Raw genomic sequence first — 23272 nt, 5'->3', positions numbered from 1 at the left:
CCTAATTTAATCTTGGGTCAAGGGGATAATTTGCAATAACCTTAAATTCCCCTCCCATGTTTTTTAGAAGTATTTTCCAGAGCTCTTCAGGGGTGTTTTCCAGGATTTGGGCGTCAATTTTTTCGGTGCAGATGATCCAGGTATTTTCTGACAATTCATCTGAAAGTTGACCTGATGACCAACCACTGTAGCCCAGAAAAAATCGAATGGAGTGTGGGGATATCATGTTGAGTTTTAATTTTTCTACCAACGCATAAAAATCCCCTCCCCACCAAAGGTCTTCCCCTACTTGAATGCTGCCTTCCAATTCTTTAGCCCCGAAATAGATGAAATGCAGTGTATTTTGCTCTACTGGTCCTCCAATGTAAACCTCACTTTCTATGAAAGACAACTCTTCTACCAATTCGCTTAGGTGAAGAATGGAGGGCTTGTTCAGCACCAAACCAAAACTTCCTTCTGAATTATGTTCACAGAGCAATACGACAGAGCGCATGAAGTTTTCATCCTGCAAAAAAGGTTCTGAGATTAAAAGATTACCGGGAAGAGGGGTTTTGTTTGGGTTGTTATTCATGCTGAATCAAAATCGATAGAAAAAGATAAGTTTAAATTTCAAAAATGCAATGTCCCTAGTAGCTTCGTATAATGATCAGAAAATTAACCCAATCCCATGAGATTAGCAGATATTCGTAAGGACTATACCCTAAAATCCCTGGAAATAAAGGATGTAAGTCTAGACCCTCTTCGTCAATTCAAACTTTGGATGGATGAAGCTATAGATTCAGAAGCACTGGAAGTCAATGCCATGTGTCTATCTACCCTAGGCTTGGATGGATTTCCCAATGGAAGAATCGTTTTGCTTAAAGAATTGGATCATGGCTTTGTATTTTTTACCAATTACGAAAGTGAAAAAGGCAATGAGCTGAATTCAAATCCGAAGGCTTCACTCACCTTTTTTTGGGCCGAAATCGAGCGTCAAGTGCGGGTGATCGGCGAAGTAGCCAAAATCAGTGAAGAAGAATCCGATGAGTATTTTTTCTCAAGACCATTTGGTTCACAAATTGGAGCCTGGGCCTCGCCTCAAAGCAGGGAAATTTCTGGAAGAGAAGTGATCGAAGCCAATCAGCGAGTCATCGAAGAAAAATTCACCCCAACCACCATGGTACGGCCTCCTCACTGGGGTGGATATAGGCTTGTCCCCCATCGGATGGAATTTTGGCAAGGCAGACCGAGCAGGCTGCATGATCGGATCTGTTACACCAAAGAAGCTAAAGGTGATTGGAAAATTTCGAGACTTGCTCCTTGATTACCTCAGGTCAAAAAGATTATCGACGCCTATAAATCGCTCCACGGTGAAACCCTCTCCATATTTGACCATGATTCGATGGCCTAATTCACGCGATCTGGATTCAATAAATGGAAGAAATTCAGGAGAAGAGATGAAGCTAGCCGGTTCTTGGCTGGCAGGATCGTAGAATTGGGATTTGAAAGCCATGATACTGGCCACTTTAGTATCCCAATGTGCCGAGATATCCACAATAAAATCCGGCTGAATGTAATTGTTTTGGATATAGTGGTAGACAAATTTTGGCCGCCAAGCTTGCTGTGCAACCCCATCCAATTCGGTTTCAATCTTTCGAAGTCCGCTCATGAAACAGGCATTTGACGCCAAAGAAGCTCCTTTGCCATGATCCGGATGTCTGTCAGTTATGGCATTTGCCAACACAATTTCTGGTTGGTATTTCCGAATGACTTTGATTAATTCAAGCTGGTGTGCTTCATCATCTTTAAAATAGATGTCTTTGAATCCCAGATTTTCTCTAGCAGAAAGACCTAGAATTTTAGCCGCATCGGCTGCTTCCTGAAGCCTAATCTCGGGTGTACCTCGGGTTCCCATTTCCCCATGAGTCAAATCCACGATACCAACTTTAAACCCTTTGGCAATGTGAGCAGCGATAGTACCGGAACATCCAAGTTCTGCATCGTCGGGATGCGCTGCAATGACTAAAATATCCAATTTATTCATGGTGGTAATTCTTATTTGACCCTTAGATTTTGACCGATTCTTAGGATTGTTCTTGTGGAGATTCCATTGAGCCTGGTGATCTGAGAAACAGATACTCCATATCTTCTGGCGATTGAACCCAAATTATCTCCTCTTTTTACGCGGTGATAGGCAGCGGCTCGAGCTTTTGCAATATGTCCAAACAGCTGCTTATTGATCAAAAGTTCCTGCTTGGTCAATTCCCCCTTTTCAAAGTCGTAAACTGTTTCAGGATCAAAGGCAAGCCCCTTATATCTAAGTTCATAATGAAGGTGAGGGCCAGTGCTTCTGCCCGTAGAACCTCCTTTTCCAAGGTAGTCTCCCGCTTTGACTTCTTGCCCAACTTCCGCCACATGCTTGGATAAGTGACCGTAAAGGGTCTCTAAACCGTTCTTATGCCTGACCACATAATAATAGCCATAACCATACCTGTCATAGGATTTCACACGAACGATTCCATCAAAAGCAGAATAGATAGGATCACCTGTATTTAGGTCCAAATCTGTACCGGAGTGCATTCTACCCCATCTTGGTCCAAATCGGGAATTGACCAACAAATCATCGAGGGGCATCTTCCAATGTTGACCATATTTTTGATCATATAGCTTCAAAACCAAGCTATCCTGGAAATTCTTAATATCAAGATTATAGATATCTACCTTTTTGCTGTCCCAGTTTGAAAAATATTCAAAGGCGGTAATCCAAATACTGTCTATCTGAATTTGCTCTGAAATCTGAATTAGTTGATTGGTAGGTGCCCAGTTTAAGGAAAATGGGTCTTCACTGATGATGGACCTGATTCTTGCTAGGTTTACGTTATTTTGAAAAAGTAAAGAATCTGTTTGGGTAGAGATCGTTCTCAGATAACCTTCTTGGTCAAATTCTCTCAGTTCAATATTTCTCCTTTCCTGAGCCTGTGCAGGATTTGTGGGATTTTTTTTGATGATCTTAGGAAAAACTTGAGCATTGGCCTGAAAAAGACCAATGCTCAAGATAAATCCCAATATTGACTTAAGAATTAAACTCCTCATTAACTGTTTTTAATGTAATTCATGCGCTGCCAAAAAACGCTCAGCGTCCAATGCCGCCATACATCCTGTACCTGCTGCAGTAACCGCCTGTCTGTACACATTGTCTTGCGCATCTCCACAGGCGAAAACTCCTTCCACATTGGTTTTGGTAGTTCCAGGAATGGTTTTGATATAGCCAGCCTCATCCATATCGATGAATTTCCGGAATATCTCGGTGTTTGGTTGGTGTCCAATAGCAACAAAGAAGCCAGAAATTGCGATTTCTCTGATTTCCCCTGTTTTATTGTTCAAAACTTTCACCCCAGTCACTTCTTCTTCACCGAGGATTTCTTCGGTTTCAGAATTCCAGAGAATTTCAATCTTCGGATTGTTTTTTACACGGTTTTGCATGATTTGGGATGCACGCATCTCGCTTTTTCTTACAATCATGTAGACTTTTGAGCAAATATTGGCGAGGTAAGAAGCTTCTTCGCAGGCAGTATCCCCTGCGCCTACAATGGCTACTTCCTGTCCTCGGAAAAAGAATCCATCACAAACAGCACAAGCTGAAACTCCCCTACCGTTCAGTCTATTTTCGCTTTCCAATCCTAACCATTTGGCAGACGCTCCTGTACTGATGATTACGGTCTCGGCCTGTATCTCTATCTGATCGTCAACGGTAACCTTATGCGGTCTTAAAGTAAAGTCCACTTGAGTAACCAAACCATATCGGATGTCTGTTCCAAATCTTTCAGCCTGCTTTTTGAAATCTTCCATCATTTCGGGCCCCATGATTCCATCCGGATATCCAGGATAATTTTCTACATCGGTGGTGATGGTGAGTTGTCCTCCAGGCTGTCCGCCTGTATATAACACAGGTTTCATACCTGCCCTCGCAGCGTAGATCGCCGCAGTGTACCCTGCAGGGCCAGATCCAATAATCAGGACCTTAACCTTTTCAATTTCTTGGCTCATTATACCTTTAATCGGTTAAATTTTATGATTTACTATCTAGCAACAAAACTGGGAAAAGTTAAAATTCCCTAAAGTGAGCCTTGTTACTTTATAATCAATATGATAAAGTTTCACTTACATGTAGGAAAGAAAAAGGGGGCCTGAGCCCCCTTTTGTATATTATCCCAAATAAGGTTTGAGGGTTTTGCTTCTTGAAGTATGCCTCAATCTTCTAATGGCTTTTTCTTTAATCTGCCTTACACGCTCTCTGGTAAGGTTGAATTTTTCGCCTATTTCCTCGAGTGTCATGGCATGTTCGCCATTCAATCCGAAATAGAGTGTGATGACGTCTGCTTCTCTTTGAGTCAAAGTAGACAGCGCTCGCTGTACTTCCTTTCTCAAGGAATCATTCATCAATCCATCGTCTGGCTTTTCATCACCGTCATTTTCCAATACATCCAAAAGGCTGTTTTCTTCACCCTGAACAAACGGAGCATCCATGGATACGTGTCTGCCTGAAATTTTCATGGTATCAACTACTTCAGAAGCAGTTACTTCCAATACTTCAGCCAATTCTTCAGGAGAAGGTTCACGCTCAAACTTTTGCTCCAATTCACTGAACGTTTTGGAGATTTTATTCAAAGATCCTACTCGGTTAAGCGGAAGTCTGACAATTCTAGATTGTTCGGCTAATGCCTGTAGGATAGATTGTCTGATCCACCATACTGCATAGGAGATAAATTTAAAGCCTCTAGTCTCATCAAAACGCTGAGCTGCCTTAATCAAACCTAGGTTGCCTTCATTGATCAAGTCCCCCAAAGAAAGCCCTTGGTTTTGATACTGCTTGGCTACAGAAACTACGAATCGAAGGTTGGCTTTGGTCAATTTCTCCAACGCTAGTTGATCACCCTCACGGATTCTTTTGGCCAATACCACCTCTTCATCAGCTGTCAACAGGTCGACTTTACCAATCTCTTGAAGGTATTTGTCAAGGGATTGTGACTCTCTGTTGGTAATCTGCTTGCTAATTTTTAGCTGCCTCATTCAGGATTAACTATTTTATAATTGAAAATATATTCGATAAGATAGGTATTTGTACTTTCAGGCTTACCCTTTTTGCTCTGGTTTTTCAGGCTTAGGCAACAAAACCTTTCGGGACAACTTGAACTTACCGGTCTTTTTATCGACATCGATAAGCTTAACCATGATTTCTTCTCCTGGCTCAAGTACACCTTCCATACTTTCAAGTCTTTCCCACTTGATTTCTGAGATATGAAGTAAACCATCCTTACCTGGCATAAATTCCACGAAGGCGCCAAAAGGCTGAATATTTTTCACTTTACCCGTGTAGACTTCCCCAATCTCAGGTTGTGCAACGATGGCCTTTACTCTTCTGATAGCCGCATCCATATTGGCTTGATTAGCTGAGAAGATGTTGATTTTACCCTGATTGTCAATCTCTTCGATAACAATGGTTGTCTGGGTATCTTTTTGCATTTCCTGGATTACCTTTCCTCCTGGTCCAATAACCGCACCAATCAACTCTTTAGGAATCCACATCATAAATGAACGTGGAGTATGAGGCTTAAGATCTGGTTTAGGAGCGGCAAGAGTTTTGGATATTTCTCTTAAAATATGAAGTCTTCCTTCTTTTGCTTGGTAAAGCGCTTCTTTCAAAACTGAATAATCAAGGCCTTCTACTTTCAAATCCATTTGACAAGCCGTGATACCTTTTTCAGTTCCAGTCACTTTAAAGTCCATGTCACCCAAATGGTCTTCATCACCAAGAATATCCGAAAGGATGGCATACTTTCCGGTTTTGGCATCTGAAATCATCCCCATCGCTATACCGGTCACTGGAGCAGTAATTTGAACTCCGGCATCCATCAAGGCAAGTGAACCTGCACAGACTGTGGCCATTGAAGACGATCCATTGGATTCTAGAATGTCAGAAACGATACGGATAGTATAGGGATTTTCATTTTCAGGAGGCAAAACTTTCTTTAGAGCTCTCATAGCCAAATTGCCATGTCCAACCTCTCTTCTTCCCGGACCACGGTTTGGCTTTACCTCACCCGTAGAGAATCCAGGGAAATTGTAATGCAAATAGAATTTGTTGTAACCGGAAATTACAGCACCGTCGATCATTTGCTCGTCCATCTTTGTACCCAATGTACAGGTAGTCACAGATTGAGTTTCGCCTCTTGTAAATACAGCCGAACCGTGTGCAGATGGTAAATAATCAACCACAGACCAGATCGGTCTGATTTCATCAAGATTTCGGCCGTCCAATCTCTTTTTGGTTTCAAGAGTCAGATTCCTTGCAGCCTCTTTGTGGATTTTATGAAAATAAGGCCCAATAAGGCTTGTCTCAAATCCATGATTTTCGTCCAAACTCGCTATGAAAGAGTCTTTGATTTCCTTTACGATCGCTGATCTTTCGGATTTGTTGGCAATCTGCCGACTTACTGCTTCAAAAAGTCTATCGTAAAGCTCCGCTCTCATTTTATCGTAAAGGGCTGCATCCGATTTTTCGTGGCAGTATTCTCTTTTTTGTTCTTTGCCAACGAGCTTGGTAAGCTCCATTTGAGCTAGGCAATGACGCTTGATCTCCTCATGTGCAAACTGAAGTGCTTCTACCATTTCATCTTCCTGGATTTCAGATGCTTCACCTTCCACCATCAAGATATACTCTAGTGAACCTGCTACAATAAATTCAAGAGAAGCTTTAGATAAAGCCGAAGGAGTAGGATTAATGACAAGCTGGCCGTCAATCTTAGCTACTCTTACTTCTGAAATCGGACCATTGAAAGGAATATCCGAAACGGCCAAGGCTGCTGAGGCCGCAAGACCCGCCAAAGCATCAGGCAAAACTTCCTCATCATTGGACATCAGCGTGATAGCCACTTGTGTATCTGCATGATAATCATCTGGAAAAATAGGTCTGATCGCACGATCTACTAGTCTGCTAATCAAAACTTCGTAATCAGAGAGTTTGCCTTCTCTTTTTAAAAATCCACCTGGAATCTTACCTGAAGCGGCAAATTTCTCTTGGTAATCCACTGACAAAGGTAAAAAGTCAACGCCATCCAAGGCGTCTTTTTTTGCAACTACTGTAGCCAACAGCATTGCTTTTCCCATTCGCACAACTACTGAACCGTCCGCCTGTTTGGCTAAAGCTCCGGTCTCAATGATAATTTCTCTACCATCCTGAAGGGTGATGGATTTGGTGATCAAATTTGGTAACATAAATACGTGTTAGAATTAAAGCGTCTTAGTAATAAAAAATCTGGTTCATCGGTTAAAAAGAAAAAAGTAAGGTTCTCAACCAAGAGAACCTTACTGAAAGGATTATTTTCTGATTCCGAGCTCGGCAATAATTGCTCTGTAACGCTCGATATCTCTTTTATGGAGGTAGTCTAGAAGACTTCTTCTTTTACCGACCAGCTTCATCAAACCAAGTCTGGAGGAGTGATCTTTCTTGTTTGACTTCAGATGCTGAGTCAAATGCTGGATTCTGTGTGAAAAGAGGGCAATCTGTGATTCAGGAGATCCTGTATCAGTAGCAGATTTTAACCGTCCATGATTTTTAAACAACTCTTGTTTTTTCTCTGATGTTAAATACATGTTTAGCTAAATTTAATAAAACAGTTACAAAGGTATTGTTTTAAATTCAATAATAAAATAGAGGCTTCAAATTGCTTTTTTCAGCGGTATGATTTGTTGGATTTTCTTCCAAATACCTGTGTAAAAGTCTGCCTCAAACAATCTTGCATCCCTCCTGGCTTGCCTTAGGAAGAAGAGACCAAATGGCAATAAGCAAAGGTTAGAAAATATAGTCCCTAAAAACGGATCCGTTACCCCTTCTTTTGCCCATTTTTCACCTGTAATGGTGAGCATGTAAAATAAAATAAAGAAAAGAATAGAAATCAAAACAGGCAATCCAAGGCCCCCTTTTTTAATAATTGACCCCAAAGGTGCTCCAATCAAAAACATCATAAAGCAAGCAATGGCTTGACTGTATTTTTGATACCACGCAATTTCATATCTTCTATACTCCCGCAAATGGCCATCATGTTGGCTCATCTTTATATTGAAAGTATTTTTCAAATTCCGCGCATTATTCAATGCCATCGTAATGGCGTTGGTGATATAACCACGGTCATAAATGACTGAATCCAAAATTTCTCTTTCACGGACCGTAAGTGGTTCAGTTCGTATCTTCTTATTAACCAAGGGTATTCCCATGGTATCCACAGTGGTAATGATGTCTGGCTTTGGACTGATTGTATCCCAATCCTGATTTTTTTTCACCGCTAATTTTCTTTTGAAAAGTGAATCGGAATCAGGAATGACTGCCTCTGAGGAAATGGCCACTTTAGTGGCGGTATCAGTTTTCAGAACAGACAATTTACTTAATGAATCTTCCCTCCTAACCCGATCGATACTATCTTTCAATGATTTCTCATTCTCGATTTTCACTTTACGAAGCGTGTCATATTCAGCCTTCAATTCAAGAATCTCTTGAGCTGGTGTCAGTTTCCTGTTTCTGGTAAAAAATGGATAAATGCTAGCAGCGTTGGTGTAATTTTGGAATTTTAGATCATTGATAATGAAATTAATCGAATCAAGACCTTCTTTAATTTCATCAATTCTTTTTATCGCTCGATTGGTAGACCATTGATCTTCAGGGGTTCTGCTTAATTGGAAGGCGGATAGGTCAAGTACCATGATATTTTCTTCAAACTCAGTACGTGAAAATTCTACCGGAGCTTCAGAAATTCCCCTGGTAGATCTTGCTTCTTTATAATTTTGACCTTTATAAAGTGTTAGCTTCAAGTAGGAATCATTTAAAAATGTCTCCATCCTGCCTGAATCCGCCAAAGTCACGTTGACGTTCCCCAGTCCTTCTGTGTGGTTATAGATGATAATATCCTGCAATCTGACATCATCTAACTTACGGTTTACCTTGATGCTATACCCATTAATTCCAGCGTAAAAAACTCCTTCTTTAATATCCAAGGCCGGTGTTTTCATCCGGATGTCATACAAAAGCCCAAACGTCTTCAGATTGACTTTTGGCACGAGGTAATTATTGGACAAAAATGCCACAATCGTAAGGATCACTGAAAAAATCCCGATTGGTCTGAGGGCTCGTGTAAGCGAAATACCGCTACTCTTTATGGCAGTCAATTCAAAATGCTCGCCTAAATTCCCGAAGGTCATCAGACTAGATAAAAGCACCGCCAAAGGAAGAGCCATCGGGGAAATACTGATGACGAAATAGCCGATTAATTCAGCATATATCCAAAACCCAAGCCCTTTCCCAAAAATCTCGTCAAAATACTTAAGCATATTGACAATCAGTAGAATAAAGTCTACCACCAAAAAGGTTAAAATAAATGGACCAAGAAATGACCCTAGAATAAGCTTATCCAGTTTTTTCATCAGCGAAAACTTGCTCGGCAAAGAAAACGATTTTCAGCGTACCAAGTTCAAAATTAAAAAACTGAGCAGGGTTTTATTCAACTGAATTATGAGCTCTATTCGATAAATAAGGTTGAAGTTTTAGAAAGAAATTTAAAAAATAAAAGGCTTTCATCTCTGAAAGCCTTTGTAGCGAGGACGGGAGTTGAACCCGTGACCTCAGGGTTATGAATCCTGCGCTCTAACCAACTGAGCTACCTCGCCGGGATATTTTTTAAACCATTTTCTAATATTGATTTGTCGAATTAATGGCTATATTAAACCACAAACCAATGAATTCAAGAGCAAATTTCCTTATGAAATCAGGGATTAAAAGCCCTCCCCAAATGGGAATGCAAATATGATGTCTTGTCCTTTTAAATCCAAGTTCAGTTTTAATAAAATGTGTGAAAATTTCACTCCTAAATCGCCCAATCATGGTCAAAAATAAGTTTGTTGCTGATTATCAAATAAATGCTTCCAAGAAGATTGTTTTCAATTACCTGAGTACTGCGAGCGGTTTAGAAGAGTGGTTTGCAGATGAAGTAAGGATTGACGAAGACAAGAATTACATATTTAATTTTGACAACGAAGACCATTTTGCCAAGCTTGTCATCCTGAGATCAAATGCTCATGTAAAGTTTGAGTTTTTTGACCCAAAAGATCCTGATAATTCAGACCATTCCTTCATAGAGTTTAAACTTGAAGAAAATGAATTAACCCAGTCATTATTTTTAAAAGTAATCGATTATTCCAATGAGTATGAAGAAGAGGAACTTTCTGCGATTTGGGAGGGAATGGTCGGTAAGCTCAAGGAAATTATTGGAGGATAAGCATTTTAAAAAGTGATTCAAAGAAGATAAGATCCCCTTGAATCACTTTTACCACCGTCCCCTATGCAGGAATTAAAAAAGCAAGGTTCAATCCTTACTCCCCCAACTTCCTTTTTTGCCAAACTGAAATTTTTGGGACCAGGATTTATTCTATCAGCCTCCATCGTCGGTTCGGGTGAATTAATTGCCACCACAATACTGGGTGCAAAAGGTGGATTCATCACGTTTTGGGTAATTCTGGTTAGCTGTCTAATTAAAGTTGCCATTCAATTGGAATATGGAAAAAACGCCATCATTACGAGCAAACCTTTAATGGCCGAGTTTAATGAGCTCTTGGGACCAAAACTTGGAAAAGGGCATTGGTCAATTTGGGGGATTTTTCTGCTGACCCTATTAAAAATCTTGCAGTTAGGAGGAATGCTTGGAGGGGCGGCAATAACGGTTCATTTAATGTTTCCGGGACTCCCTCTGAGTTTTATAGCCATTTTTCTAGGCTTTACCTTGATTCTTTTTTTCCTCAAAAACTATTACACGGTGATCGAAAGAACCTCAACATTTCTGGTTTTTGGATTTACGGTTCTCACTTTGGTCTCCCTGATTTCGCTTTTTTACACGCCATTTGGCTTCACATGGGGGCAGGTAGCTTCAGGGCTCACTTTCCAACTTCCCTCAGAATTAATTTTTGTGGCAATTGGTGCATTTGGCATTACCGGAGTAGCCAGTGATGAAATCATCGCTTACACTTATTGGTGTCAGGAAAAGGGATATGCATCCTATGTAGGTCATAATGATGGCTCAGTGGAATGGAAAAATAGGGCAAAAGGATGGATTGGAATCATGTATTTGGATGCATTTGTTGCTATGCTTGTTTACACTGTAGTGACAGCTGCATTCTACCTATTAGGCGCTTCGATTTTAAATGGAAGAGAGATAATTCCGGAAGGAACAGATCTGATTAGTAGTTTGGCTAAAATTTATACAGAGGCACTCGGACCTGAAGCCCGTTTTGCCTACTTGATAGGTGGCTTTTTTGCACTTTTTTCCAGCGTGTTTGCCACATTAGCTTATTGGACAAGACTTTTTCCAGATATTTTAAGTCAACTAGGCTGGATTTCCAAAAGCCCTGAATCTTGGTCAAAAACGATCAGGATCTTATCGATCACATTTCCTGTCTGTTGGGTTTTAACCTTTCTGTTTTTGAAAGAACCAGGATTTATGGTCTTGATTGGAGGAGTTATCGGTTCCGTAATGCTTTTGATAGTAGTCTTTGGAGGAGTCAACTTTTATAAAAAGAATCAACCTCTAGCTTTATTTAATGGCTTTTTTGCCCGAATGATGTTTTGGCTTAGCACTGCAGCTATCCTTCTGGTATCGGGTTACGGTATTTTCAAATTATTCTAAAAAAAAGCCTTCCCGAAGGAAGGCTTCCGCGAAATAAGGTAGTGCCGACCTTATTTCACTCTTTCAACTACAGCTTTGAATGCCTCTGGATGGTTCATTGCAAGATCAGCCAAAACCTTTCTGTTAAGTTCGATTTCTGCTTTTTTCAACAATCCCATCAATTGAGAATAGGAAACACCGTGCTCTCTGGCACCGGCATTGATACGCTGAATCCACAAAGCTCTGAATTCTCTTTTCTTTGCTTTACGGTCTCTGTAAGCGTACTGAAGACCTTTCTCATACTTGTTTTTTGCTACCGTCCACACGTTTTTACCTCTTCCGAAGTAACCTCTTGTGGCCTTAAGCACTTTTTTTCTTCTTGCTCTTGACGCTACCGCGTTTACTGATCTAGGCATAGTTTTTTGTTTTTTGACACTTGGTGCCTCGAAATATCGAGAACTTGTTTACCAAAGCATCTGGTGAATAAATAAACCTTAATTTTTAAAGAGTTGGGCTGAAAATCAGATTTTCAACATATCTCTTACTCTACCTTCGTCCGCAACGTGTACCAGACCAGCTTTGGTCAAGTTGTGCTTACGCTTAGTAGATTTTTTCGTCAGGATGTGGCTTTTAAAAGCGTGTTTCCTTTTGATTTTACCGGTTCCTGTTAGGGAAAACCGCTTTTTTGCACTGGATTTGGTTTTTACTTTTGGCATTTTGCTGTATTTAGTTGGTTGAAATTATTTCTTTCCTGGTTTCGGAGCGAGGAAAATATTCATCCTCTTTCCTTCCAACTTCGGCATTTGCTCCACCACACCTACATCTTCCAAGGCTTGCGCAAACTTCAAAAGCAACATTTCACCACGTTCTTTGAAGACAATCGTTCTTCCGACAAAGTGTACATAGGCTTTTACTTTTGCTCCTTCCTTCAAGAAGTTGATAGCATGTTTCAATTTGAAATTGAAATCGTGATCATCCGTGTTAGGTCCGAAACGAATTTCCTTTAAAACAACTTTAGCCGCATTGGCCTTGATCTCCTTTTGCTTTTTTTTCTGCTCGTATTTAAACTTCGCGTAATCGATAATTTTGCAAACGGGTGGATCTGCATTGGGAGAAATTTCAACTAGGTCAAGCTCATTGTCCTGAGCTATTTTAATGGCTTTTTCGACAGTGAGAACTGCGTTCCCTCCTTCTACAAAGTCACCTACTACCCTAACCTCTCTGACTCTAATCTTATGATTGATTCGATAAGGTTCTTCTTGTCTTCCTCTTGGCTGCTGTGGTCTTGGATTCAAGTTAGCTATGATTGTTTTAAAGTAAATTGCCTGCAAATATCGGAATTATTTCCAATTCAAAAAACGAAGTGGATTTTTACCGAATTACTCTTTCTTTAATGATTCTGATATGATTCCTTGAAAGTAGTTGATAAACTCTTCGATGGAGAACGAGCCTAAGTCGCCCTGTCCGTGTTTTCTTACCGCAACTTTACCTTCTTCTTGTTCTTTCTCTCCGACGATTAACATGAACGGAACTTTCTTCACTTCAGCATCCCGAATTTTTCGACCGATCTTCTCATCCCGGTTATCCAGCTGACCGGTAATGCCCGCATCTTCAAGGATTCCTTTAATCTCCTCTGCATACTGGATGAATTTTTCGGAAATAGGAAGAATATTGATCTGCTCAGGTGCAAGCCAAAGAGGAAATTCTCCCCCACAATGTTCAATCAATACGGCTACAAATCGCTCCAAAGAACCAAATGGCGCTCGGTGAATCATTACCGGTCTATGCTTTTGGTTATCAGATCCGATGTATTCCAACTGGAATCGCTCAGGGAGCTGGTAATCCACTTGAATAGTACCCAACTGCCATTTTCTGCCAAGGGCATCTTTTACCATGAAATCAAGCTTCGGTCCATAAAATGCCGCTTCGCCTAATTCTGTCACGGTTTCCATCCCTTTTTCAGCGCAGGCTTCTATAATGGACGACTCTGCCTTTTCCCAAGCTTCATCACTTCCGATGTACTTTTGCTTGTTTTCAGGATCTCGAAGTGAAATCTGGGCCGTGTAATCATCAAAGCCCAATGCCTTAAACACATACAACACCAAATCAATCACCTTGATGAATTCCTCTTTCACCTGGTCAGGTCGGCAGAAAATATGCGCATCATCTTGGGTAAAACCTCTTACTCGGGTCAAGCCATGCAACTCACCACTTTGCTCGTATCGGTAAACGGTACCAAACTCAGCATATCGGATAGGAAGGTCCTTGTAAGACCTCGGCTTGTGCTTATAAATCTCACAATGGTGAGGGCAGTTCATCGGTTTCAGCAAGAAGGTTTCCCCTTCGTGTGGAGTTGTGATCGGCTGAAACGAATCTTTCCCATACTTTTCATAGTGTCCGGAGGTCTCGTAAAGTACCTTGCTTCCGATGTGCGGGGTAGTCACTTGCTGATAGCCTGACTTATCCTGAGCCCTTTTCATAAATGCCACCAAGCGCTCACGCAGCAAGGTGCCTTTTGGTAGCCAGAGCGGCAGACCCATGCCTACTTTTTCAGAGAACATGAATAGCTCCAGCTCACGACCAAGTTTTCGGTGATCCCGCTTTTTGGCCTCTTCCAAAAGAGTGAGATAATCCTTAAGCTCTTGGGCTTTAGGGAAAGTGACCCCATAGATACGGGTTAGCATTTTTCGCTTCTCGTCCCCTCTCCAATAGGCACCCGCAATATTGGTCAACTTGACCGCTTTGATGAATCCAGTGTTTGGAATATGTGGACCTCGACAAAGGTCTGTGAAATTGCCTTGTTCGTAGAAGGTAATCGAACCATCTTCCAAACCTTCCAACAAGTCAAGTTTGTACTCATCTCCTTTTTCCTGGAAATAGGCTACTGCGTCTTTTTTGGAAACTTCCTTACGGATAAATTCTGACTTCAACTTGGCCAGCTCCATGATCTTGTTTTCGATCATTTCGAGCTCTTCTCCTTCCAGTTTGTGATCTCCAAAGTCCACGTCGTAATAGAATCCCGTTTCGATCGGCGGACCGATACCAAACTTGATTCCTGGAAATAGCGACTCCAAAGCTTCTGCCATCAAGTGCGCAGAAGAGTGCCAAAAGGTACTTTTACCTTCTAAGTCATTCCAGGTGAGTAATTGTAGGTTCGAATCCTCGTGGATCTCGCGGGAAGCATCCCATACATGACCGTTGACTTTGGCTGCAAGGACATTCCGGGCTAAACCCTCGCTGATACTTGCAGCAATCTGTAGGCCGGTGGTTCCTTTGTCATAAACCCTCACTGAGCCATCAGGGAGGGTGATGTTAATTTGTTGTGACATGTGTTTTTTAGTTTCTGCCTATACAAACAGGCAGGTGTATTAATTTGCAAATATGCGTAAGCTGAGGGCAAAGGAAAAATTTTGAGGAATGAATACTGAAATCAAGCACTACAAAATAATCTGCGCACTCACTTTCACATGGAAAGGTTTCGCCCCTGGATTATCGAGGTAACTCATTCTATGAAAAAAGTCCACCCTGAAAAAGCGGAAGACATTTTCCACGCCATACCCAAGTTCCAAATAAGGTTTGGTCGGATCCAATCTACCGAAAGAAGTCAATGAATTTCCAAATGGATCAAATGCCGGCACATTTTGGATGTTTTCATCCCGCACAGACCCCATCAGCACATTGGCACTGCCGACCATTCTCCATTTAAGCTTTTTAATCAACGGGATAGAATTCAGAAGAAAACCTTCGAAAGATTGTCTGTATCTCAAGCTGATAAACTGATCTGAGGCAAACTCATTGAAATTCATCGTGTTGAAGGCAGCCGTGGTGTAGAACAGGGTTTCATTCCCCAAATGATTTTTTAATACAGGATAAGGCACCTCGCCCCATACTTTACCCGCATCAAGCTCATACCTACCTACTCCAAAAATGCCCATTGTGAGACGCTGATACAGGTAAAAGTTCAGCTTTGTGTAGGAGATTTGCCCGCCAAGAGACTGGATTCCCTGCGCATAATTCAGCTCTACAATCGGCCATTTGTTGGAACCTAAAGAGGCTCTGACGTTATCATTGATGATGATAACTTCATCCCTTCCGTAGCGGATTCCCGCTCTCAGTTCTGTGGTTTGAAAGTTGCTCCGCAGCTCTTGTGTGTCTTTTTCTCTGTAGTAGAAATTATACAGCGGATCAAATTGAGCCACATTCAACCCTGAAGTGAGTAAAAATCCCTTAAAAAACTCTCGTTGGAATGTCAGGCGCTGATTGGTAGAAACGAATGGTCGTCTCAATGTACCAAATCGACTGGCTGCCAGAAAAACACTGTTTCCCTCCAGATTTTCCATTTCCAATCCCACCTGATCGAGTTCTCGGGAGGTGCGAACTTGGAGAGTTGTCCATCTTTTTCTGTCCAAAATTCTGGTCACCGCTGCTTTGTATTTCCAACGCTGATCTACCAAGCCATAGGCTCCATATCCTTCCAAAAGCCACTTATTGGAAAACTTATAATTTGACCTTAAGCCAAAACCAAAGCGAAAACCTTCCACATTGTTATAATTTCCAAACTCTGTCCAAGGGCCGAAATCCACTTTCCTGATCGGTAAATAGCCTGTTGCAAAGAATTTTAATCCCTCGGAATAAAACCTCACAATCGGAATTTTCTTTAGCGTATCCACCATTTGCAAAACTGCAAGCTCTTCCTCACTCAAAAGCTCCGGACGGGTTGAAGTCCAAAAATCAGCTGGATATTGACTAAAGTCCGGTTTGAGTTCGACTGCCTGATTAAAAAATGCCGTCGGTTTGGGTTGATTGATAATGGCACTATCTGTAGCCGTATAAAACTTCGCCAAAAGCCCTGCTGTACTTTCTGAAATCTGACCAATTTTGATCAAAACCCGTGTTTTAGAAGGTAAAAGCGGTCCTTCTACAGTTGGCGCTAATTCCTGCTGGATTTTAATCCGCTCTACAAAATTGAGGTTGGCAGCCTTTGGAATAGTCAAGTCCACTTGCTTTAAGGCATAGTCATCTTTTTTGATCCAAATTGTGCCTGTAAATGCCAAATCCTGTTCTCTCCTTGGATACACTTGAAGTTTGTAGCAAGTATCCTGACCTACCAATACGGAGTCCAAGAGGTCGTAATCGTAATACGTCTTCCAACCATCGGCAATCGGTGAGATAAAGTCTTTTTCAAGTATCCGTAACCAGTTTTTATAAAAATTATACTCCTGAAAAACCGATCCGGTAATTTGTGAAGTGGTGGATCCATCGGTAATCCCCACCCCTGTCACTTTGGTCTTTTCGATGATTTCTTTCCTCAGTTCGGGATTGTTTCGATAATAAAACTTAGAAACTGTCTCTGAAAAAAACACCGGAAGGATTTTTTCCCCTTCATCATTGGTCAGCTGACGGATACTGTCCAATACCGAGGTCACCGATTGCACAGATTTCCTTCGCATAAAACTTTCCGAAAGGTTATCCACGTCCAATTCGATCTTAGTGTAATTCTTCGTTTCGTAGGCGATTAATTCCCTTTTGTCAAAAACTTTTCGCTTGGCTGAAGCTCTGCGAATGATTTCAAATGCAGGATTTTCTCCTGCCTCAAATACAAAAGTGCCTAATTCAAAAGCAGTGGGCCTTAATTGAAAGTTGATAGTTTGAGTGGATTCCTTTGAAAGCGCTTTGCTTTGAGTCACATATCCGAGGTAACTGACTTTGATACTGTCTGCAATCACCTTGGATTCTATAAAAAAACTTCCATCAAAGTCTGTTGTGATCCCTACAGTAGTGCCTGTTAAGATGACATTCGCAAATGCTATTGGATCCCCAGTTTCGGCGTCGGTTACTTTTCCTTTGATACTGTATTGTCCGTAGGAAGAGAATGAAAAAAGGAGTAGAAATCCTATGAGAAAAGATCGAATCATTGATCGATTGGCGTCTGAAATATTTGAAAACTCTCGCAAGTTAACTGCATTTTCGCAGGTGGCCTGTTTCTTTTTGAAGATTTGAAAACGGTATGTCATTCATAAAAGTTTTCAAGAAGGAAAATTGAAATGACCGCTCTTATATTTGGAGCAAATTTGATTCAGAAATGACATACGATATTGCAATTGTAGGCGGAGGAATAGTAGGTTTAGCCACGGGGATGAAAATCCTAAAGTCTAGACCCGATCTGAAAATTGCCCTTTTTGAAAAGGAAAATCAGCTAGCCAAGCATCAGACTGCTAACAATTCCGGAGTGATCCATTCAGGGCTTTATTACAAGCCGGGTTCGCTAAAGGCCACCAACTGTATCAATGGTTACCACGAATTGGTGACTTTTTGTAAGGAGGAAAAAATCCCTTTCGAGATCACCGGTAAAGTGGTCGTAGCTACCCGGGAAGAGCAAAAACCCCTACTCGATACGCTGCTTGCGCGTGGGCTCCAAAATGGCCTTACTGGTACTCGTAAAATCACCTTGGAAGAGCTTAAAGAATATGAACCTTATTGCACAGGAGTCGCTGCCATCCACGTTCCGCAAACTGGCATCGTGGATTATTTTCAGGTGGCTTTGGCTTACGGCCGAAAGATCATGCAGCAGGGAGGAGCAATATATTTGGAGCATAAAGTATTGGAAATAAACCAAAAAGAAGGAATCAATATCATTGAAACTTCAAAAGGTGAGTTTAAAGCAAAGTTGGTCATCAACTGTGCAGGTTTATATTCTGACAAGGTTGCTCGGATGAATGACGAAGCGATTGATGATGTGAAAATCATCCCGTTCAGAGGCGAATATTATAAACTCAAAAAGGAAAGAGAATACCTGGTTAAAAACCTCATCTACCCTGTTCCTGATCCTAATTTCCCATTCTTGGGGGTACATTTTACCCGAATGAAAAAAGGTGGTGTAGAAGCAGGCCCGAATGCGGTATTGGCATTCAGGAGAGAAGGATACAAAAAGTCTCAAATCAATCTTGCAGAATTGGCCGAAACATTGGCTTGGCCAGGTTTCCAAAAAGTTGCAGGAAAGTATTGGAAAACGGGTTTTGGTGAACTCTATCGTTCCTTTTCAAAATCAGCTTTTACCAAAGCCTTGCAGGAATTGATCCCGGAGATTCAAGAATCAGATTTGGTAGATGGCGGTGCTGGTGTTCGTGCGCAAGCTTGCGACCGTACGGGAGGTTTACTCGATGACTTTGCCATCCGAGAATCTCCGTTTGCGATCAATGTACTCAATGCCCCCTCACCTGCGGCGACAAGTTCGCTTTCCATTGGGGGTACGGTTGCAGAAATGGCACTGAAAAGATTTTAAGTGAAATAGAAAAGGGAGGCGTTCGCTTCCCTTTTTTTATGAGTTCAAAAACTCAAACAACCGATACTCTGCCCACATAAATTCCTGATTGGCAAGTGTGAATCCGGTATGACCACCCCTTTTTGGCATTTCCAGAAAGATTTCTGACTTAGATTCAGCCAATTTTACCGGATAGCATTTTTCTCCTAAAAGTGGATCGTTCAGCGCATTGATAATCAAAGTCGGAATGGCAATTTGATCCATCCAATTATCTGCACTGACACCTTGGTAAAAGTCTGATGCATCTTTGAACCCATGCAGCTTGGCGGTGAAAAAAGTATCAAATTCATCAAAGCTTGTAACTCTATGTAGCAAGTCCTTATCGATTAGCTCCGGAAATTGCTCGGCTTTCAATGCCATTTTATTTTTCAATTTTCCAAGAAAGCGGTTTTTATAAAACCTATTGAAGGAAAGCTTTAGCGTCTCAGCACTTGAGGGAAGATTGCAAGGCACCGAATAGACCGCAGCTTTTTTGATTTGTGAAGGAAGTGATGCTCCCTTCTCACCAAGATATTTTAGCGTTTGCGCACCTCCCATGCTGATCCCCGCAAGTGCAACTTCTTGATAGTTTTCTGATTTCAAAACATGTTCAATGACAGTGTCAAGATCGTAGCTAGCTCCATGATGATATAAAATGGGGCGAAGATTCATTTCTCCACCACAGGTTCTGTTGTTCCAAACCAAAACGTCCCAATCGCCTTGATTGAAAAATTTGACTAAAGCTTTGGCATAATGCCGGTTGGAATCTCCTTCCAAACCATGGGAAATAATTAAAAGCTTGTTTGATCCCACCTTAGACCAATCCAAATTCAAAAAGTCTTCATCTGGAGTAGTTATTTTCTCCCGAGAGTAATTAACCCCCTCAATTTTCCTCCAAAGGCTGGGAATGATCGTTTCTAAATGACCATTGAAGAGATAAAATGGCGGTTTGGAGTAAGTAGAGGAAAGAATTGGCATTAGGATTCAAAAGAAAAGACCCAAATCTATCCTTGGGTCTGAGTTGAATTCAAATAAACTATGAAAAGTTAAAGTAGGTTAGTTGACCAGCAATTCCACTTCTTTTATGGCCTGTTCTACATGCTGGATGAAATCTGCAAAATGAACCTGAAACCGATCATCAAACCCATTTGATTCAAGGATCTCCTTTCCTTCTTGCAGATTGTGAGTCAGCAATCCGAAATCAAACATGGACAAAGTAGGCTTTAGCTTATGCCTAATTTGCTGAATCTTATGCATGTCTTTTTCTTGACTTCCTTCAGAATAGACCTTCTTGAGTTCAACCAATCCTCTATAAATGGCTTGAGTCAGTTCCACTCTGAACTCCTCGTCCCCATCTGACATTTCGGCTATTCGTTGATTCAATTCCGGGTAATAACTCGTCATAGTTGTGTTAGTTTTACTGAAATACCGGCTATATATCCAGTTGTCCAAGCTGCCTGAAAGTTAAAACCACCTGTGATACCATCCAAATTCAAAACTTCCCCCGCAAAATAAAGATTCGAATGAAACTTACTTTGCATGGTGTCAGGATCTACTTCATCCAGTGCAATTCCTCCTGCGGTGACAAATTCTTCTTTGAAAGTGGTTTTACCTTTAACATCCAAAATATAGCAAAAAAGGTTTTGCACCAGTCTATTGAAATGTTTTTTTGAAGTATTCCCAAAAATCAAGTCAGCTTCAAGCCCTGCCTTTTCGCAAAAGTGTTCCCAAAGTCTGTTTGGTATACCAAAAAGCGGGTGAGACAACACCTTTCGCTGTGGATGGGATTTGGCATAATTAGTCAAATGATCAAGGTACTCTTGTTCTCCAAAGGATGAATTCCAATTGATGATAGCTTTGGCCTGATAGTATTGGTCATGCATCCATTGCGCCCCGAAAGCTGAAAGTTTGAGAACTGCCGGACCACTTACTCCCCAATGGGTAATCAATACAGGACCACGATAACTCAACTTGGTACTCTCCAGTTTGACGGTGGCATCAGGTACCGAAATACCCATAAGTTCTCGAATGGTTTCCCCAGGTGTGTTGAAAGTAAAAAGAGAAGGAATAGGATTTATAACCTTGTGCTTAAGGCTCTTAAGAAAACCATAAGAAGTCAAAGAAGGATGTCCACCTGTAGCAATGATCAGCTTAGAATAAGTAAATTCTCCTTTTGTAGTCCTAACCTTAAATCCAGACTCCGTGGCTACTATATCTTCCACACCAGTCGAATAGCAGATTTTGATTCGCTTTTTTTCTACTTCATTTTGAAGGGCATTAATGATGGATTGGGAGTCATCGGAGACAGGAAATACCCGCCCATCGGATTCAATTTTCAACTTCACTCCACGGGACTCAAACCATTCGATGGTATCTGGAATACAAAAGTGGCGAAATGCCTTTTTTAGAAATTTCTCTCCTCGGGGATAGTTTTTGACCAACTTAGAAATCTCCATAGGCTGATGGGTCACATTACATCTGCCTCCTCCGGAGATTTTTACTTTGGAAAGTACTTTTGGCGATTTTTCGAGAATAGTCACATCCATTCCGGGTCCACTGGCATGGATCGCTGCAAAAAATCCAGCCGCTCCACCTCCGATTACTGCAATTTTCAACTCAGTATAATCTTATGATTAACAATTAATTAGTATCACCTTTTTCTACCCGAAAAAGAACCCAAAATTCCCCTGGCCAGCTCTCGAAAAAGTGTCCTTCCGATCTGTCTTACCATGGTATTTTTACTTAGCTCTTCCAGAAGAGACTCGTCTTCTTTGGTTCGAGTACTTGTGCGTGAATGGGTACTCGGAGGTAGGGTTTTCTCCTGTTCGGATTGTACAGACATCATTTTTCGTTCTAGCAGTTCAAAGGCGCTTTCGCGGTCGATATCCACATTATACTTTTTAACCAAGTCTGAACTAGCCACCAATCCAAGGATCTCCAATTCTGATAAAATATCCATTCGAGTAATCGGTGCCCTCATCAAGGTATGAGCCAGAGGTGTAGGAATCCCTTTTTCATTAAGTGCAGTTACCAGTGCCTCGCCTATCCCCATGGAGGTAAGTACGTCGGCAGTATTGTAAAAAGGGGAATCCGGATAGTTTTCGGCCGTTTTGGTAATCGCCTTTCTGTCTTTGGCGGTAAACGCACGAAGAGCATGCTGCACTTTCAATCCGAGCTGGCCAAGAATGCTGTCCGGTACATCCGTGGGAGTTTGGGTACAGAAAAACACACCGACGCCCTTGGAGCGGATGAGCTTGATGATCGCTTCAATTTTCTCCAAAAGGTCCTTGGAAGCGGTAGAAAAGACCAAATGTGCTTCGTCGATGAATAAGCAAAGTTTGGGCTGATCCGAATCTCCCTGCTCGGGAAAGGTCTCATAAATCTCTGAGAGCAAACTCAGCATAAACGTGGAAAACAGCTTTGGCTTACTTTGGATATCAGTCAATCGAATAATGGAAATCACTCCCTTACCGTCTTTTGCGCGAACAAAATCTTCTACCTCAAAGGATGGCTCGCCAAAGAATCGCTCTGCACCCTGCTGCTCCAACTCAATGATTTTGCGCATGATCGTATTGACTGAGGCAGCTGAAACTTGGCCAAATTCCTTTTCAATCGCTGCTTTTCCTTCGTTGGTGATGTATTGAAGGACCCGCTTGAAATCTTTAAGGTCTACCAACGGCAAATGGTGAAGATCGCAATACCTGAAAATCAAGGCCACCACCCCTCTTTGGGTATCATTCAATTCCAAAATCTGCGATATCAGCACTGGCCCAAACTCCGAAACAGTGGCTTTCAGCTGAACTCCTTTCTCATTAGAAATAGACATTAGCTCCACAGGAAGTCCTTGTGGCTGGTAATCCACCCCAATAGTTGCGGACCGTTTTAAAATAAAATCAGTGGTTACGCCGGGAGTAGCTATTCCTGAAAGATCTCCTTTCAAATCCATCAACACCGAGGGAATGCCTTTTAGAGATAGCTGCTCGGCAATGACCTGCAAGGTTTTGGTTTTTCCAGTACCTGTAGCTCCAGCGATTAATCCATGTCGGTTGAGCGTTTTCAGCGGAATTTTAACTTGAGCTTGATCTACAGGGCTTCCATCTAGGATACCTGTTCCGAGTATGATGAAATCCTTTTTAAACTGTTGCCCTTCAGCAAGATGATTTTTAAACTGGTCTGATTTAGTCATTTGGTAAAAAATTTGAACCCAAACTACACAAAATCTCCGAGCCAACTCTTGCCTAAATGGTTCTATGTTGGTGTGAATTTCTTCAATTCATAAAACTACTCA

21 protein-coding genes and 1 tRNA gene are annotated in these 23272 nt (G+C 41.4%); 4 read left to right on the top strand and 18 right to left on the bottom strand.

What is annotated here, in order from left to right; all coding sequences use genetic code 11:
- Position 1: 1 nt before the first annotated feature.
- The gene (locus ACFPIK_RS03500) at positions 2-571 is read right to left on the bottom strand and encodes a YqgE/AlgH family protein (RefSeq protein WP_377912262.1); all 570 of its coding nucleotides are present in this window, start codon (positions 569-571) and stop codon (positions 2-4) included.
- 96 nt (positions 572-667) lie between these two features.
- On the opposite strand from ACFPIK_RS03500, the gene pdxH reads away from it, so the two are divergent.
- Positions 668-1303 (top strand): pyridoxamine 5'-phosphate oxidase, encoded by a 636-nt coding sequence (pdxH, locus tag ACFPIK_RS03495; protein WP_377912260.1) that lies wholly within the window; start codon positions 668-670, stop codon positions 1301-1303.
- Here the strand turns inward: pdxH and bshB1 are convergent, their stop codons facing one another.
- The 8 genes from bshB1 to ACFPIK_RS03455 form a co-directional block, all read right to left on the bottom strand.
- Positions 1304-2023, bottom strand: a complete 720-nt coding sequence (gene bshB1, locus ACFPIK_RS03490; protein WP_377912258.1) for a bacillithiol biosynthesis deacetylase BshB1 — start codon at positions 2021-2023, stop codon at positions 1304-1306. It abuts the gene before it with no gap.
- Positions 2024-2034: 11 nt separating this feature from the next.
- Positions 2035-3072, bottom strand: coding sequence for a peptidoglycan DD-metalloendopeptidase family protein (locus ACFPIK_RS03485; RefSeq protein WP_377912256.1), 1038 nt, complete (start codon positions 3070-3072; stop codon positions 2035-2037).
- A 9-nt stretch (positions 3073-3081) separates the two neighbouring features.
- Positions 3082-4026 (bottom strand): thioredoxin-disulfide reductase, encoded by a 945-nt coding sequence (trxB, locus tag ACFPIK_RS03480; RefSeq protein WP_377912254.1) that lies wholly within the window; start codon positions 4024-4026, stop codon positions 3082-3084.
- A 159-nt stretch (positions 4027-4185) separates the two neighbouring features.
- Positions 4186-5049: a sigma-70 family RNA polymerase sigma factor gene (locus ACFPIK_RS03475; RefSeq protein ID WP_026954085.1), complete on the bottom strand. Its 864-nt coding sequence runs from the start codon at positions 5047-5049 to the stop codon at positions 4186-4188.
- 63 nt (positions 5050-5112) lie between these two features.
- On the bottom strand, positions 5113-7254 hold the full coding sequence (pnp, locus tag ACFPIK_RS03470; protein ID WP_377912251.1) for a polyribonucleotide nucleotidyltransferase: 2142 nt from the start codon (positions 7252-7254) through the stop codon (positions 5113-5115).
- Between the two features lie 102 nt (positions 7255-7356).
- Positions 7357-7632, bottom strand: coding sequence for a 30S ribosomal protein S15 (gene rpsO / locus ACFPIK_RS03465; RefSeq protein WP_377912249.1), 276 nt, complete (start codon positions 7630-7632; stop codon positions 7357-7359).
- 66 nt (positions 7633-7698) lie between these two features.
- Positions 7699-9453, bottom strand: a complete 1755-nt coding sequence (locus tag ACFPIK_RS03460) for an LptF/LptG family permease (protein ID WP_377912247.1) — start codon at positions 9451-9453, stop codon at positions 7699-7701.
- Positions 9454-9622: 169 nt separating this feature from the next.
- A tRNA-Met gene (locus ACFPIK_RS03455) sits at positions 9623-9696 on the bottom strand.
- 212 nt (positions 9697-9908) lie between these two features.
- Between ACFPIK_RS03455 and ACFPIK_RS03450 the strand changes: the two genes are divergently transcribed.
- On the top strand, positions 9909-10304 hold the full coding sequence (locus ACFPIK_RS03450; protein ID WP_377912245.1) for an START-like domain-containing protein: 396 nt from the start codon (positions 9909-9911) through the stop codon (positions 10302-10304).
- Positions 10305-10367: 63 nt separating this feature from the next.
- Entirely contained in the window at positions 10368-11705 is a 1338-nt protein-coding gene (locus ACFPIK_RS03445) for an Nramp family divalent metal transporter (RefSeq protein ID WP_377912243.1), read from the top strand.
- Between the two features lie 50 nt (positions 11706-11755).
- Here the strand turns inward: ACFPIK_RS03445 and rplT are convergent, their stop codons facing one another.
- The 5 genes from rplT to ACFPIK_RS03420 form a co-directional block, all read right to left on the bottom strand.
- The gene (gene rplT, locus ACFPIK_RS03440) at positions 11756-12100 is read right to left on the bottom strand and encodes a 50S ribosomal protein L20 (protein ID WP_077350132.1); all 345 of its coding nucleotides are present in this window, start codon (positions 12098-12100) and stop codon (positions 11756-11758) included.
- 105 nt (positions 12101-12205) lie between these two features.
- Complete coding sequence (gene rpmI / locus ACFPIK_RS03435; protein ID WP_377912241.1) at positions 12206-12400, bottom strand: 50S ribosomal protein L35; 195 nt, start codon at positions 12398-12400, stop codon at positions 12206-12208.
- A gap of 24 nt (positions 12401-12424) precedes the next feature.
- Entirely contained in the window at positions 12425-12979 is a 555-nt protein-coding gene (infC, locus tag ACFPIK_RS03430) for a translation initiation factor IF-3 (RefSeq protein WP_377912239.1), read from the bottom strand.
- Positions 12980-13063: 84 nt separating this feature from the next.
- Positions 13064-15013: a threonine--tRNA ligase gene (thrS, locus tag ACFPIK_RS03425; RefSeq protein WP_377912237.1), complete on the bottom strand. Its 1950-nt coding sequence runs from the start codon at positions 15011-15013 to the stop codon at positions 13064-13066.
- A 108-nt stretch (positions 15014-15121) separates the two neighbouring features.
- Complete coding sequence (locus ACFPIK_RS03420; protein WP_377912235.1) at positions 15122-17698, bottom strand: DUF5686 and carboxypeptidase-like regulatory domain-containing protein; 2577 nt, start codon at positions 17696-17698, stop codon at positions 15122-15124.
- Positions 17699-17766: 68 nt separating this feature from the next.
- Here ACFPIK_RS03420 and lhgO point away from each other — a divergent pair, with 68 nt between their 5' ends.
- Entirely contained in the window at positions 17767-18966 is a 1200-nt protein-coding gene (gene lhgO, locus ACFPIK_RS03415) for an L-2-hydroxyglutarate oxidase (RefSeq protein ID WP_377912233.1), read from the top strand.
- 36 nt (positions 18967-19002) lie between these two features.
- On the opposite strand, the gene ACFPIK_RS03410 is transcribed toward lhgO, so the two are convergent.
- From ACFPIK_RS03410 to ACFPIK_RS03395, 4 genes are all read right to left on the bottom strand, one after another.
- Positions 19003-19962, bottom strand: coding sequence for a YheT family hydrolase (locus ACFPIK_RS03410; RefSeq protein WP_377912231.1), 960 nt, complete (start codon positions 19960-19962; stop codon positions 19003-19005).
- A 78-nt stretch (positions 19963-20040) separates the two neighbouring features.
- A complete protein-coding gene (locus ACFPIK_RS03405) occupies positions 20041-20388 on the bottom strand; it encodes a hypothetical protein (protein ID WP_377912229.1) in 348 nt (115 codons plus the stop codon).
- Positions 20385-21599: a BaiN/RdsA family NAD(P)/FAD-dependent oxidoreductase gene (locus tag ACFPIK_RS03400; RefSeq protein WP_377912227.1), complete on the bottom strand. Its 1215-nt coding sequence runs from the start codon at positions 21597-21599 to the stop codon at positions 20385-20387. Before ACFPIK_RS03400 ends, ACFPIK_RS03405 begins: the two co-directional genes overlap by 4 nt.
- 35 nt (positions 21600-21634) lie before the next feature.
- Positions 21635-23170 carry a helicase HerA-like domain-containing protein gene (locus ACFPIK_RS03395; protein ID WP_377912225.1) on the bottom strand — a complete coding sequence of 512 codons (1536 nt, stop codon included), beginning with the start codon at positions 23168-23170 and terminating at the stop codon, positions 21635-21637.
- Positions 23171-23272: the final 102 nt, after the last annotated feature.

This window comes from Algoriphagus aquatilis (assembly GCF_042657405.1).
GTDB lineage: Bacteria > Bacteroidota > Bacteroidia > Cytophagales > Cyclobacteriaceae > Algoriphagus > Algoriphagus aquatilis.
The sequence above is the reverse complement of the archived record's forward strand: the minus strand, read 5'-3'. Positions and strand labels throughout refer to the sequence as shown.

Coding starts and splice junctions, on each gene's coding strand:
- rplT (WP_077350132.1), bottom strand. CDS start 12,100: ATGCCTAGATCAGTAAACGCGGTAGCGTCAAGAGCAAGAAGAAAAAAA.
- ACFPIK_RS03405 (WP_377912229.1), bottom strand. CDS start 20,388: ATGACGAGTTATTACCCGGAATTGAATCAACGAATAGCCGAAATGTCA.
- bshB1 (WP_377912258.1), bottom strand. CDS start 2,023: ATGAATAAATTGGATATTTTAGTCATTGCAGCGCATCCCGACGATGCA.
- rpsO (WP_377912249.1), bottom strand. CDS start 7,632: ATGTATTTAACATCAGAGAAAAAACAAGAGTTGTTTAAAAATCATGGA.
- ACFPIK_RS03445 (WP_377912243.1), top strand. CDS start 10,368: ATGCAGGAATTAAAAAAGCAAGGTTCAATCCTTACTCCCCCAACTTCC.
- ACFPIK_RS03450 (WP_377912245.1), top strand. CDS start 9,909: ATGGTCAAAAATAAGTTTGTTGCTGATTATCAAATAAATGCTTCCAAG.
- ACFPIK_RS03475 (WP_026954085.1), bottom strand. CDS start 5,049: ATGAGGCAGCTAAAAATTAGCAAGCAGATTACCAACAGAGAGTCACAA.
- rpmI (WP_377912241.1), bottom strand. CDS start 12,400: ATGCCAAAAGTAAAAACCAAATCCAGTGCAAAAAAGCGGTTTTCCCTA.
- trxB (WP_377912254.1), bottom strand. CDS start 4,026: ATGAGCCAAGAAATTGAAAAGGTTAAGGTCCTGATTATTGGATCTGGC.
- pnp (WP_377912251.1), bottom strand. CDS start 7,254: ATGTTACCAAATTTGATCACCAAATCCATCACCCTTCAGGATGGTAGA.
- ACFPIK_RS03410 (WP_377912231.1), bottom strand. CDS start 19,962: ATGCCAATTCTTTCCTCTACTTACTCCAAACCGCCATTTTATCTCTTC.
- lhgO (WP_377912233.1), top strand. CDS start 17,767: ATGACATACGATATTGCAATTGTAGGCGGAGGAATAGTAGGTTTAGCC.
- ACFPIK_RS03485 (WP_377912256.1), bottom strand. CDS start 3,072: ATGAGGAGTTTAATTCTTAAGTCAATATTGGGATTTATCTTGAGCATT.
- thrS (WP_377912237.1), bottom strand. CDS start 15,013: ATGTCACAACAAATTAACATCACCCTCCCTGATGGCTCAGTGAGGGTT.
- ACFPIK_RS03460 (WP_377912247.1), bottom strand. CDS start 9,453: ATGAAAAAACTGGATAAGCTTATTCTAGGGTCATTTCTTGGTCCATTT.
- ACFPIK_RS03395 (WP_377912225.1), bottom strand. CDS start 23,170: ATGACTAAATCAGACCAGTTTAAAAATCATCTTGCTGAAGGGCAACAG.
- pdxH (WP_377912260.1), top strand. CDS start 668: ATGAGATTAGCAGATATTCGTAAGGACTATACCCTAAAATCCCTGGAA.
- ACFPIK_RS03500 (WP_377912262.1), bottom strand. CDS start 571: ATGAATAACAACCCAAACAAAACCCCTCTTCCCGGTAATCTTTTAATC.
- ACFPIK_RS03420 (WP_377912235.1), bottom strand. CDS start 17,698: ATGACATACCGTTTTCAAATCTTCAAAAAGAAACAGGCCACCTGCGAA.